Source organism: Vibrio sp. NFR (assembly GCF_027587095.1).
Classification (GTDB): Bacteria; Pseudomonadota; Gammaproteobacteria; order Enterobacterales; family Vibrionaceae; genus Vibrio; species Vibrio harveyi.
In genome coordinates, this window is the sequence record NZ_JAPPTN010000008.1 from 244,212 (window position 1) to 264,116 (window position 19,905).

19 protein-coding genes are annotated in these 19,905 nt (G+C 43.9%); 7 read left to right on the forward strand and 12 right to left on the reverse strand.

The genetic code is table 11. The features are described from left to right. Window positions 1-96: 96 nt before the first annotated feature. Genes pstB through pstS form a run of 4 tightly spaced genes read right to left on the reverse strand, consistent with a single transcriptional unit; the run spans window position 97 to window position 3,802 of the window. The gene (gene pstB / locus OH463_RS16760) at window positions 97-954 is read right to left on the reverse strand and encodes a phosphate ABC transporter ATP-binding protein PstB (protein ID WP_026000267.1); all 858 of its coding nucleotides are present in this window, start codon (window positions 952-954) and stop codon (window positions 97-99) included. After that, window positions 951-1,787, reverse strand: coding sequence for a phosphate ABC transporter permease PstA (gene pstA, locus OH463_RS16765; protein ID WP_005452801.1), 837 nt, complete (start codon window positions 1,785-1,787; stop codon window positions 951-953). The genes pstB and pstA overlap by 4 nt, the downstream gene beginning before the upstream one ends. Beyond that, window positions 1,784-2,713 (reverse strand): phosphate ABC transporter permease subunit PstC, encoded by a 930-nt coding sequence (gene pstC, locus OH463_RS16770; protein WP_009697019.1) that lies wholly within the window; start codon window positions 2,711-2,713, stop codon window positions 1,784-1,786. The genes pstA and pstC overlap by 4 nt, the downstream gene beginning before the upstream one ends. A 54-nt stretch (window positions 2,714-2,767) precedes the next feature. Beyond that, the gene (pstS, locus tag OH463_RS16775) at window positions 2,768-3,802 is read right to left on the reverse strand and encodes a phosphate ABC transporter substrate-binding protein PstS (protein WP_029788215.1); all 1,035 of its coding nucleotides are present in this window, start codon (window positions 3,800-3,802) and stop codon (window positions 2,768-2,770) included. A 378-nt stretch (window positions 3,803-4,180) separates the two neighbouring features. Between pstS and OH463_RS16780 the strand changes: the two genes are divergently transcribed. Then, window positions 4,181-5,575: a sensor histidine kinase gene (locus OH463_RS16780; RefSeq protein ID WP_101959933.1), complete on the forward strand. Its 1,395-nt coding sequence runs from the start codon at window positions 4,181-4,183 to the stop codon at window positions 5,573-5,575. Next, a complete protein-coding gene (locus OH463_RS16785; protein WP_005452815.1) occupies window positions 5,572-6,201 on the forward strand; it encodes a response regulator in 630 nt (209 codons plus the stop codon). The genes OH463_RS16780 and OH463_RS16785 overlap by 4 nt, the downstream gene beginning before the upstream one ends. A gap of 117 nt (window positions 6,202-6,318) precedes the next feature. On the opposite strand, the gene OH463_RS16790 is transcribed toward OH463_RS16785, so the two are convergent. From OH463_RS16790 to OH463_RS16825, 8 genes are all read right to left on the reverse strand, one after another. Further along, complete coding sequence (locus tag OH463_RS16790) at window positions 6,319-6,876, reverse strand: sugar O-acetyltransferase (protein ID WP_005452817.1); 558 nt, start codon at window positions 6,874-6,876, stop codon at window positions 6,319-6,321. A gap of 121 nt (window positions 6,877-6,997) precedes the next feature. Further along, window positions 6,998-8,338 carry an HlyD family type I secretion periplasmic adaptor subunit gene (locus OH463_RS16795; protein WP_005452819.1) on the reverse strand — a complete coding sequence of 447 codons (1,341 nt, stop codon included), beginning with the start codon at window positions 8,336-8,338 and terminating at the stop codon, window positions 6,998-7,000. Further along, window positions 8,313-10,031, reverse strand: coding sequence for a type I secretion system permease/ATPase (locus tag OH463_RS16800; RefSeq protein ID WP_005452821.1), 1,719 nt, complete (start codon window positions 10,029-10,031; stop codon window positions 8,313-8,315). Before OH463_RS16800 ends, OH463_RS16795 begins: the two co-directional genes overlap by 26 nt. Window positions 10,032-10,090: 59 nt before the next feature. Then, window positions 10,091-10,672, reverse strand: coding sequence for a calcium-binding protein (locus OH463_RS16805; RefSeq protein WP_005452823.1), 582 nt, complete (start codon window positions 10,670-10,672; stop codon window positions 10,091-10,093). Window positions 10,673-10,878: 206 nt separating this feature from the next. Further along, complete coding sequence (locus OH463_RS16810) at window positions 10,879-11,535, reverse strand: LuxR C-terminal-related transcriptional regulator (protein WP_017189577.1); 657 nt, start codon at window positions 11,533-11,535, stop codon at window positions 10,879-10,881. A 230-nt stretch (window positions 11,536-11,765) separates the two neighbouring features. After that, window positions 11,766-12,434, reverse strand: coding sequence for a LuxR C-terminal-related transcriptional regulator (locus OH463_RS16815; protein WP_005452827.1), 669 nt, complete (start codon window positions 12,432-12,434; stop codon window positions 11,766-11,768). Between the two features lie 177 nt (window positions 12,435-12,611). Next, window positions 12,612-12,812 carry a hypothetical protein gene (locus tag OH463_RS16820; RefSeq protein WP_005452830.1) on the reverse strand — a complete coding sequence of 67 codons (201 nt, stop codon included), beginning with the start codon at window positions 12,810-12,812 and terminating at the stop codon, window positions 12,612-12,614. 58 nt (window positions 12,813-12,870) lie between these two features. Then, entirely contained in the window at window positions 12,871-14,787 is a 1,917-nt protein-coding gene (locus OH463_RS16825) for a methyl-accepting chemotaxis protein (RefSeq protein ID WP_026138299.1), read from the reverse strand. A gap of 317 nt (window positions 14,788-15,104) precedes the next feature. On the opposite strand from OH463_RS16825, the gene OH463_RS16830 reads away from it, so the two are divergent. The 5 genes from OH463_RS16830 to OH463_RS16850 form a co-directional block, all read left to right on the forward strand. After that, window positions 15,105-16,061 carry an AAA family ATPase gene (locus tag OH463_RS16830; RefSeq protein WP_005452840.1) on the forward strand — a complete coding sequence of 319 codons (957 nt, stop codon included), beginning with the start codon at window positions 15,105-15,107 and terminating at the stop codon, window positions 16,059-16,061. A gap of 14 nt (window positions 16,062-16,075) precedes the next feature. Beyond that, window positions 16,076-17,002, forward strand: coding sequence for a DUF58 domain-containing protein (locus OH463_RS16835; protein ID WP_005452842.1), 927 nt, complete (start codon window positions 16,076-16,078; stop codon window positions 17,000-17,002). Window positions 17,003-17,042: 40 nt separating this feature from the next. Further along, window positions 17,043-17,519: a DUF4381 domain-containing protein gene (locus OH463_RS16840; protein ID WP_101959855.1), complete on the forward strand. Its 477-nt coding sequence runs from the start codon at window positions 17,043-17,045 to the stop codon at window positions 17,517-17,519. Continuing rightward, a complete protein-coding gene (locus tag OH463_RS16845; protein WP_017818514.1) occupies window positions 17,512-18,516 on the forward strand; it encodes a vWA domain-containing protein in 1,005 nt (334 codons plus the stop codon). The genes OH463_RS16840 and OH463_RS16845 overlap by 8 nt, the downstream gene beginning before the upstream one ends. Beyond that, a partial coding sequence (locus OH463_RS16850) for a vWA domain-containing protein (protein WP_269991754.1) occupies window positions 18,509-19,905 on the forward strand: 1,397 nt, incomplete at its 3' end. The genes OH463_RS16845 and OH463_RS16850, both read left to right, overlap by 8 nt.

Below are 19,905 nucleotides of genomic sequence, written 5' to 3' on the forward strand. Positions count from 1 at the left end.
TTAATTCTAGAGTGTCAGGGCATAAAAAAATAGGCACGATCCTCGCGAAACCGTGCCTAAAACGAGCTGACTAATCAGCGCTATTGTTGTTATTCGTTATCCAAAGTCCCCTGAGATATAACGTTTAGTACGGTCGTTGTCTGGGTGATGGAAAATGTTTTCAGTCTTACCGAATTCTTCGAGCTTTCCTAGATACATAAAACCCGTGTAATCGGAGATGCGCATTGCTTGCTGCATGTTGTGCGTTACGATAACAATGGTGTACTTCTCACGCAGCTCTGTTATCAGAGTTTCAATGGCGGCGGTGGCAATAGGATCCAGCGCGGAAGTCGGCTCATCCATTAAAATAACCTCTGGCTCTAGCGCAATCGTTCGAGCAATACATAAACGCTGCTGCTGACCACCTGATAAACCATTCGCATCTGCATCTAGCTTATCTTTCACCTCTTCCCACAAGTGCGCACGCTTTAGTGCAGACTCGACACGCTCTCTAACTTCGGCTTTGCTAAATGCACCTTGTATCTTCAATCCAAATGCCATGTTTTCGTATATCGACATGGGAAATGGCGTTGGTTTTTGGAAAACCATGCCCACTTTGGAACGCAGTTCATTGACGTCCGTATTGCTAAAGATGCTCTCACCATCAAGTAAGATTTCGCCTTCAGCGTACTGATGCCCATACAAGTCATATATACGATTTAACGTACGAAGCAGTGTAGACTTACCGCAGCCCGATGGACCAATCAGTGCCGTCACTCGGTTTTTATAGATTGGCATTGATACGGATTTCAACGCTGCATCAGAGCCTTTGTTGTAGTAAAAATTTAAGTTTTGAATGTCCATACGATGAGTCAAACTTGCTGAGACATCGTTGGCGCTAACACTGTGTACCAAAGTATTCATAGTGGATTCATTCATGCTTGCTCTGACTGGATTTAATGTTGCCGTGTTCATGCTCTTCTCGCTTTTAATAATTGCGGCAACGACGTCGCCAGTACGTTAACAATCAAAATAAAACTGGTGATAATCAATGCGCCAGCCCATGCCAGCTCTTGCCATGAGCTGTAAGGGCTCATAGCAAATTGGTATATCGTCACTGGTAAGTTTGCCATCGGTTTGCTCATGTCGGTCGTCATAAAGCTACTGTTTAACGCAGTAAACAAAAGCGGTGCCGTCTCCCCAGAAATACGAGCGATGGATAAAAGAATGGCAGTGATAATCCCCGGAGCTGCGGCGCGGTAACTAAGTTGGGTGATCACTCGCCATTTAGGCGCCCCTACACCGCTTCCCGCTTCTTTCAACGTTGGCGGAACCAAACGTAGCATCTCTTCCGTTGAAGCAACGATCACTGGTAGTGCGAGAACGGCTAATGCGATGGCACCTGCCCATCCAGAATAACCGCCTGTCGGTACCACAATCATGGCGTAGACAAACAACCCGACCAAGATAGAGGGAGCACTCATTAACATACCGTTAAGAAAGCGCAGCGATTCGGCCACTGTGTTTTCTTTATCAGCTTCTGCCAACCACGTGCCCGCAAGAACCCCAATCGGTGCAGCAATCAGAATGCCCAAGCCAGTCAGCATTAAGCTCCCCACAATGGCATTTTTTAAGCCACCTTCACTGCCCGGACCAGGCGTTAACTCGGTGAAGATAGCGAAGCTCAAGCCCTTTATTCCTTCACCAATCAAGGTGTATAAGATGCTCGCGAGAACGAAGACACCGAACGCTGCCGACAAAGTGCAAAATGTTAGAAAGCTAAAGTTCTTTAATTTTCTGCTATTCATGATGACTTCCTTAACAAACGACGAGCAAAACCCATCACAAAGAAAGTGATAAGAAACAACACCACTCCCAGACCAATTAACGATGCGATATGGATTGGATCTGTTGCCTCGTTAAATTGCTGAGCAATCGTCGAAGAAATGGAGCTTGCTGGCATAAAGAATGAAAATTCAATACGGCTCGCACCACCAATAACAAAGGCGACAGCCATGGTTTCACCGAGAGCGCGACCGAGACCTAAAATGCCAGCACTCACTGTTGCATTCTTAACTTTAGGGATAAGCACCTTGGTGATGACTTCAAATGGTGTCGCTCCCGTTCCATATGCTGCTTCACGGAGGACATCCGGAATGGATTTCAATGCGTCACGCGTTAAAGAAGTCATGATAGGCAGAATCATAAATGACAAGATGATCCCCGCCGCCAATAAGCCTATCCCAATCGGCGGACCATTAAACCAACCACCTACCAAAGGGATATCGACCAAATGCACACCGGCCCACATTTGGAAACCTTCAGAAAACCAAGGAACGAAGACAAACAGTCCCCACATGCCGTAGATGATACTTGGTACAGCAGCAAGCAGTTCAATGGCTTTACTTACTGGTTGACTCAACCATTTAGGAGCTAACTCAGCAAGGAATACAGCCGTACCTAACGCAATCGGTGCAGCAATAACAATAGCGATGAAAGAAGTAACCAGCGTGCCATAAATTGCTGAGGCAGCGCCAAATTGACCGTTAATGGGATCCCAAATATCTCTAAAAATGAAGCCTGGACCAAATTCCTTAAAGGCTGGCCAACCACCTTCAATAAGAGATAATAAAATACCAATTAAAGTTACAAAAATTAATAAAGCACTAGCAAAACTCAGCTTATTAAAAACCGAATCGCCGTTCACTTTACTTTTAATAGCTAAAGTAGTCATAATATTTTATATAGTAGCCTGATAAATATATTACTTATCAGGCTACTTGATTAATTATTGAATAATCGTGTGACCGTTAGATTTCAAACCCTCTTTCCAAGTCTCATTAACCATGTTAACGACTTTATTTGGCATTGGGATGTAATCCAACTCTTCTGCAAGTTGACCTTGTTTATAGCTCCATTCAAAGAATTTCACGATTTCTTTCGCTTTGTTCGCATCCGCCTGCTCTTTATGCATAAGAATAAACGTCGCTGCTGTCATTGGCCATGAGTTTGCACCCGGTTGGTCGTTTAACAATAAGTGGTAACCCGGAGCATTATCCCAATCAGCATTGGCAGCTGCAGATTGGAAAGTGTCCATGCCTGGGTTTAGAAACTTGCCATCTTTAGATTGCATTTGTGTATAGGCGAGATCATTTTGCTTAGCAAACGCATACTCTACATACCCAATGGCTCCTCGGGTACGGTTAACAAAGTTTGCTACACCGGCATTGCCGTTCCCGCCAATGGTTGTTGCTTTTTTCGGCCATGTAATGTCTTTGCCAACACCAATAGACTTATGCCATTCGGGGCTTACACGGTCGAGGTAGTCCGTAAAATTGTAGGTGGTGCCAGAACCATCTGAACGGTGGACAACATAGATAGGTTGATTAGGTAGGTCGACATCTTTATTGAGTGCGACAATCGCAGGATCATTCCAGTTTTTGATGTTACCAAGGAAAATATCTGCGAGAACTTTACCTGTTAGTTTCACCTCTCCAGCATCAATACCAGGAATGTTCACCACAGGAACAATTGCCCCCATCACCATTGGAAACTGAATCATGCCCTCTTTGTTCAGCTCCTCGATAGTCAGTGGCGCGTCAGTCGCACCAAAGTCCACTGTGTTTGCTGTAATCTGGCGAATACCACCACCAGAACCAATAGCTTGGTAGTTAATCTGAACACCCGTTTCCTTCTGGTATTGCTCAGCCCATTTCGCATAAATTGGATGAGGGAATGTCGCACCAGCGCCGTTGATCGTTGTTTTAGCAGCAACGCCAAATGATGCTGCAACCAGAACTGAAGACACTAGAGCTGATTTCATAAATTTCACAATATATCTCCGATATAATTTAGTGAGAAATTTGGGCTAATTAAAAACCAATGTTTAATTAGCCCTGTTAGTTTTAGTGTTCAAGTAAAACTAGGTATTGAAATAAATAAACAGTCAATCGGTACTAATCAATCGACGCGTTGAGATTAGAAATTTAATATGACAGTTTTATTAAAGAAATAAGTTAAACAGCTCAGTGTGAATAACAATTATCTCCCGCAAATAATTTATGATAAGAAAAATTCACAAACATCATATGAAATCTATATAGATAAGGACGTTTCTAAGGAAATATGTATGCAATGCAAAATAATAAGATTGCAATTTTTAAATATTGATGAAGGGTAAGGAGTCCTTTAGACTCAAATGATGGATATGTTACTCATCTTCAAAATTTACCTCTTCTATGGCTTAGCTTTCTTCGCCATCTTTTTTGCGATTCTGTTTCGAGATCTACGCAAAAGTCGCATTGCTATTGCTTCTGCTCTGCCCATTCTGGCTTTATTTGGTTTCATCCACGGCTTCCATGAATGGTCCGAACTTTACTTGGTGATGTATGAACACGAATTTACCCTGACTAAAGGCATAGAGACTTTCAAAGTATTTAAGCTCTTGTTCTCATTCATTGCACTCGGGGCTTTCGCTTGGAAGATGCTAGATCTGACCAGCTGGAAGAAGGTCAAGTACATCAAATACGCCGCGATTGCGGTTCTGGTTCTATTTATCGTTAGCTTGGTTTACCGCTTCGGCAACAAAGAATACGCCATTTATGTCCATAACACCGCTAACCAAGTACGCTGGATTTTTGGTTTAGGCTCTGGAGTCATCTCTGGCCTAGCCATGATGAGCTACGCCAATATTCTTGAAAAAGAAGGTCATGGCGCTTCACTGCCTTTTAAGCTGACGGGGCTTTCTCTCGTTGCTTATGGCATTGCCGCTGGCGCGCTGACGGTTGATTTAGGACTTTGGGTGCTGATCGTTAGAATGGTGTGTGCGCTCTCTATCTTGTGCACTCTTTGGATTGCCCTCAGGGTATTTGACGATGAAAAGAACAAGCAGCTTGAAAGTCATATCCAACTCTCTCAACAAGACGCTAAATTAAAAGAACTTGGTGAACTGACCTCAGCGGTTGCACATGAGATTAAAACACCACTCTCCAGCGCAACCATGAGCTGCGATTTATTGGAAAAGCAGCTGCCGGATAACGAAGCAACTCATCGACAACTGGCCCGAATTCGGCAGGGTCTTGAGCGCGCCGCAGAGATCAGCCACGAAGTACTTAACTACGCTCACCATAAGCCAATACGACGTGAGGTGGTTTCGCTCAAAGAGGTTGTGGAACATGCTTTGTCTCTCAATCAATACCGCTTAGAAGGCTTTATTGTCAGTACATCACTAGACGACAAATTGAGTGTGCGAGGCGATGCGGGCCAGTTAGAAGAAGTGGTAACAAACCTCATCGGCAACGCTATCGATGCAAGCCAAGAACATAAACAGATTTATATCGAAACTTATCAAGACAAACTCGTAGCAACACTCTCAATTTCGGATTGGGGAACAGGGATGCCACAAGACAAAATCGCCAAAGCAAAGACGCCGTTCTACACCACAAAACCTCGGGGAGAAGGTACGGGAATGGGACTGGCTATCAGTAATCAAATTATCTTACAACACGGTGGCGAGCTAAACTTGAGGAACTCGAAGAAGAGTGATCAGGTAACAGGCTTAACAGTTGAAATCCGCTTACCAAGGAACATTGAATGACATTAAAACTCTTACTTGCAGAAGACGATGTAGAATTGAGAGAGGTCCTCGTTGAGGCATTAACCTTGGAATCGTTTGAAGTCATCGCATGTGATAATGCAGAGGATGCGTTAGATATTGCTAGCGAGCAACATTTTGACTTAGCGCTATTCGACGTGGTGATGACTGGGATGACAGGTATTGAAGCTCTCTCCACTTTAAGACGTCAACATCCCAACATTGGTATTATCATCACAACGGCATTTGCTACTGTTGACGTTGCTGTCGACGCTATGAAAAAAGGGGCAGATGAGTTTCTCACTAAGCCTTTTAACCTCGCTGCACTATCGGTCACCTTAAAGCGCGTCCATGCTGAACGCTCACCAAAATCCCCTCTTGATGAAAGAAAGCATGACCAAATCTTTAGTGCGTTATCCAACCCAATTCGCCGCTCGGTAATCAAGCAACTTAAAATCCATCGTAAAATGAAGTTTATGGATCTATGTCGAGTGGTGGGTATTGAGGATCACACCAAGTTTAATTTCCACTTAAAACAGTTGGTCAATAGTGGTTTGGTGATCAAGGAAGACGGTCGTATTTATTCACTGACCGAACAAGGTCAACAAGTACATTCCAGTATGCTTTAGACCTCGAGTGTCTATTTGAACACAGAATGAGAACCCCAAAAAAGCCGACTCAGAGTCGGCTTTTTGTTTATTTGTACTTTTTGTCTATTTGCGCTTTTTAGTTTATTTACTTCGCCTTTACTGCTCAATAGAACGAATTACTTTGCATGGGTTACCAGCGGCTACAACATTCGCTGGGACATCCTTTGTCACGACACTACCCGCCCCAATAACAGAATTCTCACCGATAGTGACACCAGGGCAAACAATCACACCGCCCCCCAGCCATACATTGTCACCAATCGTAATTGGCGTGCCAAATTCAACGCCTTCTTCCACGCGTCCTCTGACATCGAGAGGGTGACCCGCAGTGTAAATTTGCACGTTAGGAGCAAACAAAACATTGTCCCCAATGTGGACTTCCGCGACATCTAACACCACGCAATTGAAGTTGGCATAGAAGTTTTTACCCACTTTAATGTTTGAGCCGTAGTCGCACCGAAATGGCGGTTCAAGGTACGCCCCTTCAGAATCAGGGATCAATTCATCAATCGCATTTCGCCATTCATCCGTATCAGGAATGCTGTTGTTAATCTTTTGCAGAACCTTTCGGCATTCAATTCGCGCTTGGTAGAGCTCTTGGTCCCAAGCATCGTATGGCTCGCCTGCCAGCATTTTTTCTTTTTCTGTTCTCATCGTTCATCTCACCAAAATAAAAGCGCATCAAAGCACATCACAACGTCGCAAAATGTGACTGGCGTAGTGGATTATTTATTTGTGTAAACACTGTGATGAGATTTCAAACAGAAGCTATCCATCAATCTTCTCGGAATGCGCGATTCATACTCTCCGTTAATGGTTTAACCAAATAACTTAGGGGTGTTCTCGGTTCAGACAGAATCAACACTTCTGCATTCATACCAGATGTCAGCCTATGCTTCGCAACATCGTCTTGAGACAGCGCAATACGAGCGAGATAAAAGTCATCTTGATTCTGCTCAGATAATTTATCAGCAGAGACGGTTAATACTGTGCCATCTAGCGGTGCAAGTGTTCTTGCATTTAAAGCCGTTAAACGCACTTGAGCATGTTGCCCTGGACTGATCAAATCAATATCTTGAGGGCTTACTCGAGCTTCCACCAACAACTTATCGTCTTGAGGAACCAATTCCAATAAGGTTTCACCAGAGCCGATAACACCTTGCTCGGTAAATACTTGCATGTTGACCACTCTGCCAGAGATTGGCGCAACAATGGCAGTACGCGCAACAACGTCTTTCGCCGAACGGTACTCCTCACGAATTGAAACGATCTCTTTCTTAGTGTTACGCAACTCTTCTACGATTTCATTGAGCCGTTCAAGTTTTAGCTCTTCAACTTTAGCTTGGTTCTCATCCAAACGCTTGCTGACGGTGAGAGACTGGCGATCAAGCTGACTTAAGGTGCTTCGTACTTCTGCAGCAAGGCGCTTTAGCTGTAATAAAGCTGACTTACCTGAAAACCCTTTCTGTACCAAAGCTTGATTGCTCGCAATTTCCTCTTCGATAAATTTGAGGCGCTCCCTCTCAATTACTTTGGTTTCCTTAAGGTTATCCAATTCCAAACTCGCGCCGGAAACACTCTGCGCAATGATGTTTAACTTGCTGTTAAAAAAGCGTTTTCTTGCCTCAAAAATCTTGTTTTGAACAGACTTTGCTTCGGCAACAATCTCACTGTTCACGAACATTGTTAGATCTTGCGACCAAACAATCTCTGGAAGCTCATCCAACTCTGCATTGAGACGATTTTCTTTTGCGATAGTGTGGATGTACTGACCGCCAACAGAGTCCAGCTTAGCGTTAGCTTGACGCTGCGAGAGCTGAATAAGTAATTGCCCTTTTTCAACCAAGTCGCCTTCTTGAACGTAGAGCTTTTCAATAATGCCCCCCTCTAGATGTTGGATCTCTTGTCGTTTGCTCAATACAGAAAGATCACCATAAGCGATAGCTGCACTCTCAAGCTTAGACGTCGCCGCCCAATAACCAAGCCCACCTAAAAATAGCGATAGTGTAAGTACGCCAAGCAAAATGGGACCTTTTAAACGAAGCTCCGAAGATGGCATAAAGCGCACCACCTTTTCAGCAGCTAATTCGTTAACGGTTGGCAGTTGATTGCTCATTTCGCACCCTCGGTATATCTGTTCTCTCTTCACCCATTAAACGCTTAAGAACTTCATCTCTCGCTCCATACAGCTTCACGCGCCCCTCAGCCAAGTAGAGCAATCGGTCCATTTGCCTTAACGTGCTTGGGTTATGGGCAATCACAATCACGGTAGAACCTTGGGATTTAAGGTGAGCAATCAAGCGTTGGTACGCCGCTTCCCCCTCTCCGTCTAAGTTTGCGTTTGCTTCATCAAATACAACGACCGAAGGGTCACCATAAACGGCTCTGGCTAAAGCAATTCGTTGGCGTTCTCCACCCGATAAACCTCGTCCATTTTCACCGACCATGAAATCATAGCCTTTGTTTTTCTTTAGTATGAGCTCATGACAACCAGCTAGCTGAGCGGCTTGAATCACTTTAGCGGGGTCTTCGTCTTTGAAACGCGCAATATTTTCCCGAATAGTCCCAGGAAACAATTCCACTTCTTGTGCTAAGTAACCGAAATGTGCTCCCCGATCTTCAGAAGCCCATGTAGAGACTTCCATGCCATCTAACGTCACTTTGCCCGCAAGAGGCTTGATATTACCAAGGAGCAATCTAGCAAAGGTCGATTTACCAGTGCCTGAAGGACCAATTACGCCAACAGACACACCGGGAGGGATAGACAGCGTAATGGCAGACAAAACTGGCTCCGTTGCACCAGGATGGCGATAGGCTAAACCTGTCAATTCGAAGTGCCCCTTAGGTCGAGGCAAAGGCATATCAGACTCATCGTGTTTGACAATCTTGTCTATTTCAAACAGACGGCTGTAAGCGTTTTTTGCCGACATTGCACTGCGCCAAGTGCCGATCGCTTGCTCCATCGGTGATAATGCTCGACTCATTAAAATTGAGCTCGCAATCATCGCGCCTGCAGTGATCTCATGCTGGATTACCAACCATGCGCCGCCACCTAACAAACAAATTTGTAATGAGCCTCGAACAAACTTGGAGAAATTAGCAAGGTAGATCGATTTACCCGCCACACGCTGCTCCAACTGGTTGGATTCATTCACTCTAGAATACCAACGCTCTAAAAAGGCATTCATCATGCCCATCGCAATGATTGAGTTTGAGTTTTGAGTCGCGACTTCTGCTTGATTGATATGGGAAATCGAACGAACTTCACTCTCTTGTAAGGTTTTGCGTGTCACAAGCTCATTAATTAACCCCAAACTAAACAGCACAATAGAGCCACCTAGGGCTATGTGACCCAACATAGGGTGCAGCAGATAAACGAATAAAATGAAAACGGGGGTCCAAGGAGCATCAAGTAAAGGGTATGGCGCTTGGCTACTTAAAAAGCTTTTGATGTTTTGAATGTCTCTCAGCACTTGAGAGGTGTAGCTTTTACCCGTGTGGGCTTGGTATTGAATACTGCGTTTAAGCATAAATACCGACAGTTTTGAATCTATCCAATAACCGAAGGATTTACTCATTTGAGCGCGAGCAATATCGATAAACGACATGGTTAGTAGCGCTGCAAGTACGATAACCGTTAATAAGAAAAGCGTATCAATGGAATAGGAAGAGATTACACGATTGTACACCTGCAACATGTACAAAGGGATTGAAAGTACTAATAAATTTATAAATAAACTAAAGCCAATCAGCAAACCTGTGAGCGTGCACAGTTTCTGTTTAACTTCTTTGAAAACCGTATTTTGCACGATTACATCCACATATGTTGATACGTGGGCGCTAGTAATCTAGCGCCCAATAGAATGACTTAGATAATGAATAAGTCGCTTCCGTATGACTCGATATCTTCTTGCGTGACGCCAATTAGTTTCACAGTTAAGTCTGCACCGTCCGTGAACACTGCGCTGCCGTTCGCATCGTAAGTAAACGTCAGATCTTCATATGATGTTACTGAATCACTGACGATATGAAGTGAATCTTCACCAATAGTGAAATCAACGACCTTCGCCTCACCATGACCACCAAACTTATCTGTGAAGATAAACTTATCTGCGCCAGTACCACCGATCAGCACATTGTCACCTGAACCAGATAGAAGCGTATCGTCACCGACACCACCGTTAAGCTTGTTGTCACCTAATAGCCCTAGCAATTTGTCATTACCTGTACCTCCGCCCAAGTAATCATTGCCTTCACCAGCCTTCAAAATATCATCTCCGGCACCGCCAATAAGACGATCGTCTCCCGCGCCACCTACGACGTAGTCATTGCCGCCGCCCGCAACAAAGGAGTCATTGCCACCAAATCCAACAAAGATGTCGTTGCCGCCATCAAAGTCAGTTTTATGGTTGTCACCTGAATCACCGTTGTGCGTATGATTTATACTCATTATTGTTCCCTCTTGGCTTTATTTTTGAATAGACCTTTTCACGTCTGGACTACGACTCAATTTCAGACATAAAAAGTCTAATAAATAACCTCAAAGGAGCGAGTTTGAATATGGGATGAGATTTAAAGCTGACTCAATTATCAAAAAAATATTAACTCATACTTTCTTCAACATTCTTTATCCAATACAAAGAGTTACTAGTAGTACTAAAGATTTCTTTTTGCCCAGCTTGTTGCTTGGGTTCGATTCTTTACTTCAATTTTTCTAAAAATGTTATAAAGATGAGATTTAATTGTATGTTCACTGATAAATAAAGAATCGGCGATTTCCATATTTGAGCCACCTTCTTTCAAAATCTGTAGCACTTGTATTTCTCGTCGGGTTAACTCCACTTCTATAGCTGGCTCAATAATTCGATTCACTTCCTTATCTTTGTAATAAGTAAGTAACTGTTCTAACAGTCGACGTGATAACCAGTTTTCGCCTTTTATAATTGCCTCTAAGCCCTGACATAACTTGTTCATAGAATCATTGGGACCAAAAATCCCTTTCACGAAAGGCCACGCAGCCAACTCTTCTATTTGAAGCTCATGCCCAAGGTTAAGCATTATTGTTCCTAGTACTTTTTCATTATTTTTTAAATAATCTAAAGTTTCAGAAGGAGTATCTATAGAAAAGTCAACAAGTAGAAAATACTTCTCTGGAATAAGTTCGTGGTAACTAGGATTCTTGTTATCAATAATCGTAATCTTGGTTTCGGTATTCTTAGAAAGCATCTCCTTGAAGTTTTCACTCTGTAAACTTTGCTGAGTGATCATTAGGATTTCAGGCTTATCCTTATTGTTTTCCATAATGTTTCTCATACTTTCACTAACGTTTCATTCTAAATTTAATAATTATTAATCAGCACTTGGTCTCATATCTAAGTGCTAGTCGCTAGAGTATGTTTATTTCCTACTTTTTTGAATTGCAATTTCGTTAAAATCATAAACAAAAAAAGTGTTTCTCATAAAAGAAACACTTTTTACATATCAAATATCTATATAAGATCTGACTCGCAAACTAAGGCTAGAAAGGGGAATCCCTATAAGTTTTATACGGCAATCGATAAACCTGAAATGTTTTCTTTAGCCCAAATTAATGCTTGCACTCTGTTTTTTACATCAATCTTCTTGAAAATATTGTGGAGGTGAGTCTTAACAGTATTTTCGCTCACAAATAGTTGCTCTGCGATCTGTTGATTCGAAGCCCCCATAGAAAGGAAGGTGATGATTTGTTGCTCTCTTTTGGTCAAAATTGCGGACACGCTCTTATTAACTGGTCTGCTATGTCTGCGCAGATGGGTGATGTATTGCTGAGAAAACTTACGGCTAAACCACATGTCACCCTGTAATACTTTGCCAATTCCAGCCTGTAATGTGCTGATATCGTCCGATGTGTAGAAGATACCCGCGAGTGTCTGCCATACAAATAGCTCTTCCGTTGAAATCGATTTGTCACAATTTAACAGAACTTCAATGGCATCTTTTAGCTCTGCTTTTTTAAACTCCATGTAACGAGAGAAGACTTCATCAGTCATAACACTATAATCGAGTAATATAGCGGAGACTGCTTCCAATGGAATTGTGTGCTTGGTGAGCTTTTCAGGGGCTATCAGAAAGACATTAATACCGAGTTTGGTTTCAAGAACATCTCTCAACAATGAAGACTGCAAGCTATCCTCAGTAATTAAAATTACGTTCCTTATATCTTTGTGCTCCATCTCGTTTGCAGTCCTTAATCATTTTGATTGAAATAAGCAATAGATTTAGGTACAGCGGGAGTATTGTCAAGTATGAAAAAAAGTAGTAACAAGGATTAATCTGTTGATTAATAAATAGATTAATAGGGTGAGTTAAATGGCGGGTATTAAAAAAGGGAGTATAAAACTCCCTCTTTATTAGTGAACTGGCACTGAATTTTTCTGATTGAACTTACCAAAGTATTGCTCAAGAACCTCTGGTGTCAGCTTTCCTTCAGCTTCTAGCTTCTTCAGTTCCGCTACGATTTCTTGTTGTTCTTCAAGAGATGGTAGCTTCACTTCAGGCTCGTCACCGGCTTCTTGTGAGATCAGTTCTAGTTCTTTTTCGAAATCATTCATAGTACTTACCTAAATATCGAGTCGTTAAACTTGTAAACTAGGTCTATTCTATCCAACTCTAGAGCTTGAAGCTACCAACCATCTTATCCAAGCGAGATGACAGTTCTTGTAGATCTCGACTTGCGCCAGCCAACTCTTCTGCCGTCGCAGTGGTCATTTCATTGATAGCGTTAATTTCTTCAATGTTCTGGTTGATGGTATGTACAACGGTTGATTGCTCTTCTGTTGCTGTCGCGACTTGCGTATTTCGATCTGAAATATCGGCGATACGCTCAGAGATATTCATCAGAACATCCACGGCTTCATCTGTTGATGCCACACCTTCAAACGTTACCGCTTTACCCGCTTCCATTGCTGTCACAGCATCTTGAGCATCACTTTGAAGTTGGTTAATCATCTTCTGGATCTCTTCAGTAGAATCAGCAGTTCGTGACGCAAGATTACGCACTTCATCCGCTACCACAGCAAAGCCTCGACCTTGCTCACCCGCACGCGCAGCTTCGATCGCAGCGTTAAGCGCAAGTAAGTTGGTTTGCTCAGAGATATCACGAATCACATCCAAAATTGAGCCAATGTCTTTGGTCGTTGTCGCAAGTTGAGTGACCACCATGCTTGTGGTTTCCACATCACCAGCAAGGCGACTGATCACTTCTTTTGCTTGCGTTACGACTTGACGGCCTGTTTGGGTGTTATCAGACGCTTGGTTTGCCGTATCTGCCGCTGTTGCCGCATTAGATGCGATCTCACTGATCGTCGCACCCATTTGGTTGATCGCTGTTACTACCTGAATAGTTTGGTCGCGTTGCTCTTGGCTATTATCGTGCGTAGATGTTGCCTTACTTGAAACACTGTCTGCTGCTTGGCTTAGCGCACCACTGGTTAGCGATACTTCTTTCATGGTAGCGTGGATCTTCTCAATAAAGCCGTTAAAGCCTTTTGATAGCTGAGCGATTTCGTCGTTACCTTTGATTTCAATACGCTGAGCAAGATCACCCTCACCTTCACCGAGGTCAGTGAAGCGGTCAGCGATTTGACGAATTGGGTTAGTAATGCTGTTGGCAAGTAGAACACCCATCGCAATGAAGATCAGCGCCACGATTGCTGTTGTGAACAACATTTTCTCTGCGGTTGCATCCAGATCAGCAAACACTTCATTCACAGGAACCACACCAACAACAAACCAGTCCATTGACGGCACGTATAGGCTCGACACAAACATGTCTTGCCCTTCGAACTCAGTCGTAACTAGATTAAAGTGACCTTTATTTAGCAATTGAGATGCTGCGCCGCCGAACAATTGATTAATAGATGTTTTGTTCTTACCTTGTTGGCGATGGATTTGGATGTCACCTTTACTATTTGTTAGGAACACATAACCCGTTTTCTCAATTTTAAATCCATTAAGTAGCGATACCATGTCATCCATCGACTTAGACAGACCAGACATCGAAATACCGTTTACGTCTTGGTAGTTGGCAAACATTTTCACGTCGCCATTCGCTTCTTGGAATACGCTAACTGACGTATCTTGACCAGAAGAAGTAAACCCAAAGAACCATGCGTCTTGTGAGTGGTTAAGTTGACGCAGGAAACCATTTTGGTTCCAGTAGTAAGCCGTTTGTCGGTTCGCAACGGAAGCGTCGTTCAACTGATATTGGGATTTAACATTGTTAAGCTGTTGAACAAGTTGTGCTTCTACTGATGGGTTACGCTCTGTCGTTGATAGGGCTTCAACGACAAATTCATTAGTAGCAAGTTGTTTTGCCGCTTGTTGCATCTGTACAACTTCGCGGTCAATTTCAGTATTAATTTGCTGCAACATAGCAGGCAGCTCAATGTCGATTAAGCGGTGACTTAGCACCTCACGTGCATGACGCTGAGCCATCACACCGACAATAATTGTAGAAGCAAGAACGGCAAAAGTAATACCGATGACAACCTTCTGTTTGATACTCAGGGAATTAAGTTTCAACATATCTGGACCTTTAAAAGAATCACTTATTATCTGCATTCTGAACAGAGTAAAACTAGGTGCATATAAGCTTGGTATGCACGGCATGAAATCTATATCGACCTCCCCCTACAAAACTAGAGAAAATTCTCACAAAATTATGCAAATGTGATGTAACAGACTGTCGAGTAAGGTAATTCACGCTTTTCAATGGCTTGCAATCACTTTACTCGCCCCAATATTGAAAAGATAAATTACGCGGACGTACTGGAACTTTTCCCCTTGAGAAAGTGACCAATACTCAAAACAAGAATCATATGGATACCCAGAGAGTCCAAAAAATGCACAAAACAAACTTCGAAACTCTTCAAAGCTACTTAGAGTCTCAGATCATTGGTCAGCATGATCTCGTTAAACAGCTTCTTATTGCTCTACTTGCCGATGGGCACATCTTGGTTGAAGGTCCTCCAGGGTTGGCTAAGACCCGTGCGGTTAAGTCTCTGTCGGATTGTGTAGAAGGTGATTTCCACCGAATTCAGTTCACACCTGACTTACTGCCAGCAGACTTGACGGGCACCGATATCTTCCGTCCAGAAACAGGCGAGTTTACCTTCCAGTCTGGTCCAATTTTCAACTCATTGATCCTTGCCGATGAGATCAACCGTGCGCCGGCTAAAGTGCAAGCTGCGATGCTTGAAGCAATGGCTGAGAAGCAAGTGACAGCGGGAAGAAACACCTATGCCCTACCAGAGCTATTTTTGGTGATGGCGACACAAAACCCGATTGAACAAGAAGGTACTTACCCACTTCCAGAAGCGCAGCTCGACCGCTTCTTGTTGCACCTTGATGTAGATTACCCAGATGCAGAGCATGAACTGGCGATCTTGCGCATCAACCGTGGGGAGGCAAAAGGTGAAGCAACGGTTGAGCGTCCAAGCTTAAGTCAAGAAGACATCTTCACTGCGCGTAAAGAAGTACTCAATATCCATATGGCAGATGCGATTGAGCAATACATCGTTCGTCTTGTTATGGCAACTCGACAGCCAAGTGACTACGACTCAGAATTAGCAAAATGGTTGTCTATGGGGGTGAGCCCACGCGCGACAATCGCCCTTGACCGTTGTGCTCGCGCTCATGCATGGCTAGCAGGTCGTGACTTCGTCTCACCAGAAGATGTTCAAGCCATGGCCTACCCTGTGCTACGCCACCGTCTTCTACTTAGCTACCACGCTCAAGCAGAAGGCATTACAGCGAACCAGGTTATCGACAAACTTCTTAGCCTTGTAGGTAGCGCATAACGTAGGTAGGTGACATGTCTGCATCATATACATTGCCACCTCATGCGAATGGGGTGACATTGACCCTAGAAGAGCTGCTTCAATATCGCACTCAATCGGTTCGTTGGTTGCCACCAGCCCAGAGTATTTGGTCACAAATGAGCGGTAATCATACCAGCCGTCAAAAAGGTCGTGGTATGGACTTTATGGAAGTGCGCCAATACCAAGCGGGTGATGATATCCGCAGCATCGATTGGCGAGTTACTGCTCGAACGGGAAAAGCGCACACCAAGTTGTTTGCTGAAGACAAAGAACAAGCGGTGATTTTGTACATCGACTTGAGTCCTAGTATGCACTTCGGATCGCAATACGTGTTGAAATCGGTTCAACTGGCGCACTTCGCTAGCGTCTTGATTTGGCTAACATTAGCCAAGAAAGACCGCATTGGCGCGGTGATTGATGATGGTTCCCAGTGCATTGAGTTCCGCCCTTCCTCTTTACAAAAGCAAGGGCTGAGAATTCTTGACGCGATAGTGAATACTCACAATCAATTACTTACAAATCAACAAGCTGCCAGCACACGCACGTTGCCATACATGAGTGCAATTGAAACGCTGCACAACCTCACTCCGAAAGGCAGTGAACTGATTCTGCTGAGTGATTTTGCTCAAGTTGAAGAGAAAGAGTTGGTTCAACTACGTCGGTTAAAACAACACAACAGTGTTCGTGCAGTGCAGTTTTATGATCCTCTAGAGCGAGGCGAAACTGACTTTAGAGGACAAGCAAAAGCGTCTGATGGACACCGTAGTCAATGGTTTAACTTCGGCTCAAAGGGACAACGTAAGGAATTAGAGTCTCACTTTGTCAAACATCAGCAAGCAATCAAACAACAATGTCATTCCATGGCAATTCCGTTTAATAGCCTATCGAGCGGGTTACCGCTGGTTCAGCAATTAAGCTAATAACAGCAACAACATACAAATCATTCAAGCAGTAGTAATAATGACAACGAATAACCAAAGCCTAAACCTTGAACCTTTGATCCTACCTAATGCACCTGATTGGTTCCCACTCGCTTGGGGATGGTGGGCTGTTTTGGGCGGTGTAATTCTTTCCATCTTAATTGTCGCACTGTACTTAAAGTGGCGTTCAAAGCGTCTTGTTGCAAAGAAGACCGCATTGAAACTGTTAACCAACCCAATAACACCACATACGCCTTCTTCTGCATTAGAGGTTCTTCGTCAAGCAGCTTTGAGTTACTTCCCTCGTGAAGACATCGCGCCATTAACAGGCTCTGCTTGGTACGAGTTTCTTGATAGTTACACCAAAGAAACTCGATTCGTCGACAAACAACAACAGTGGCAAGCGGCGCTGTATCAAAAATCTGGTCAAGAGCAACATCAGGATTTGATTGATGATTGCACTTTCTGGATTTCGACCGCATTGCCACCAAAGAAAAAGGCAAAAACTCGTGACTGAGGCAACTCTCGTTTCGAGCCTTTCTCAGTGGATGAACATTGAGTTTGTCTGGTGGTGGGCACTGCTATTACTGCCCCTACCTTGGCTAATTTTTAAGTTCTTCCCTGAAGAGACTCAGCAAGCTGAAATTAAACTGGCGTATTTGCCAGATAATCAGCACAACAGTAAACCAAAGCAACTGGTACAAAAAGCCCTGTCTGTTGGAGTATGGGCTCTATTGGTCATCGCCTGTGCTCGCCCCGTTTGGTATGGCGATCCGGTCGACTTCCAACCCAAGTACCGCGATATGATGTTAGTGGTCGACTTATCTGGCTCAATGCAGAAAGAAGACATGAACTACAATGGCGAATACATCGACCGCCTAACCGCAGTCAAAAAAGTCTTATCCGACTTCGTAGCAAAGCGCCAAGGTGATCGTTTAGGTGTGGTTTTATTCGGTGACCACGCTTATCTGCAAACGCCTTTGACAGCAGATCGCAAAACCGTGATGCAACAAATCAACCAAACCGTAATTGGTTTGGTGGGCAATAGCACCGCGATTGGTGATGGTATCGGTCTAGGAACAAAAACCTTTGTCGATAGTGATGCGCCACAACGTGTCATGATCTTGCTTAGTGACGGGAGCAACACATCGGGAGTTCTCGATCCTATCGAAGCGGCTAAGATTGCCAAAAAATACAATGCCACTATTTACACCGTTGGCGTAGGTGCTGGCGAAATGATGGTGAAAGACTTCTTCATGACGCGCAAAGTAAATACGGCTTCAGATCTTGATGAGCAGACACTTACAAAGATCGCAGAAATGACAGGTGGTCAGTACTTCCGAGCGCGTGATGCTAAAGAACTTGAAAAGATCTACGACACCATTAACCAACTAGAACCAGTCTCTAGTGAAACCCAAACCTGGCGTCCTCAGTCGGAATGGTTCCCTTATCCACTAGGCGCAGCACTTGCACTTTCCGTGTTCTTGTTTGTAGTAAGGAGAAAACATGGCTGAGTTTACTTTCTTACACCCATATTGGTTGCTAGGCTTGCTCGTCGTTCCTGTCGCGCTTGCCCTTAATAGTCAGTACAGAACGAAAAAGTCATCATTAATTGCTCCTCATTTAGCAAAGATGCTTGGTCATTCAGTCAAAACCAAACATTACTTTGCAGTATGGGGAGTGGCTTGGGCAGTAGCATGTATCGCCTTGGCAGGTCCTAGTTGGCAAACCAACACTCGCCCAAGCTTTGAGTTGAGCCAAAATCGAGTGCTAGTTCTGGACATGTCACGCTCTATGTACGCAACGGACGTGAAGCCAAATCGACTGTCACAAACGCGCTATAAGGCACTGGATTTACTGCCGAAATGGAAAGAAGGCTCCACTGGTTTGGTCGCCTACGCTGGTGACGCTTATACACTTAGTCCACTCACGACAGACTCCAGCACACTTGCAGGTATTATCGAAAACTTGTCTCCTGAGTTAATGCCCTACCAAGGCTCTAACTTACCATCAGCAATTGAAACAGCAGTGAACCAGTTCACTCAAGCAGGCGTGAGTCAAGGTGATATCGTTCTATTAGCGGACGATTTAGATGACACCGAGCTTTCTCGCTCATTGGCATTGCTTAACGGCAAAAACATCCGTGTGTCAGTACTCGCTATCGGCACAGCAACAGGTGCGCCTATTGCCTTGCCTGACGGTTCATTAATGAAGAACCGACAAGGTAATACTGTGGTAGCCAAAACAAACTTAAAAAACTTGCAAAAGCTAGCAAAGGAAACCGGCGGACTGTTTGTGCCAATTCAGCACAATAACCGTGATGTTGAGAACATCGCAGCCTTTACCAACAACGCTAGCCACAGCCTAGGTGCGAAACAAAGTGACGATGTCAAAACCGATTCTCGCTTGAATGGTGGTTTCTGGTTGCTACCTTTGTTGCTTTTTCCTGCCGCTCTGCTCTTTCGACGCGGCATGATTTGGGTACTCATCGCAACAGTATTGCCAATGACTTGGACGCCGAAAGCAGAAGCTAATGCCTTCCTAAACCAAAATCAGAAAGGTGAGCAACTCTACCAGCAAGGTGAGTTTGAGAAAGCGCAAAGTACCTTTACCGATCCAAATTGGAAAGGCGCGGCAAGTTATCAAGCGGGCGACTATGAAAGCGCTATTGAAGCATTCTCAAATAACCCAAGTTTGAATGGGCGTTATAACCTTGCGAACGCACTTGCCCAAAACGGGCAATTGGAAGATGCAGAAAAACTCTACGAACAGTTAATCAAAGAAAAACCTGACTTTGATGCTGCGAAAAAGAACCTGTCGGTTGTAGAGGAGAAACTGAAACAGCAACAGCAACAGCAACAGCAACAGCAACAGCAACAGCAACAGCAACAGCAACAGCAACA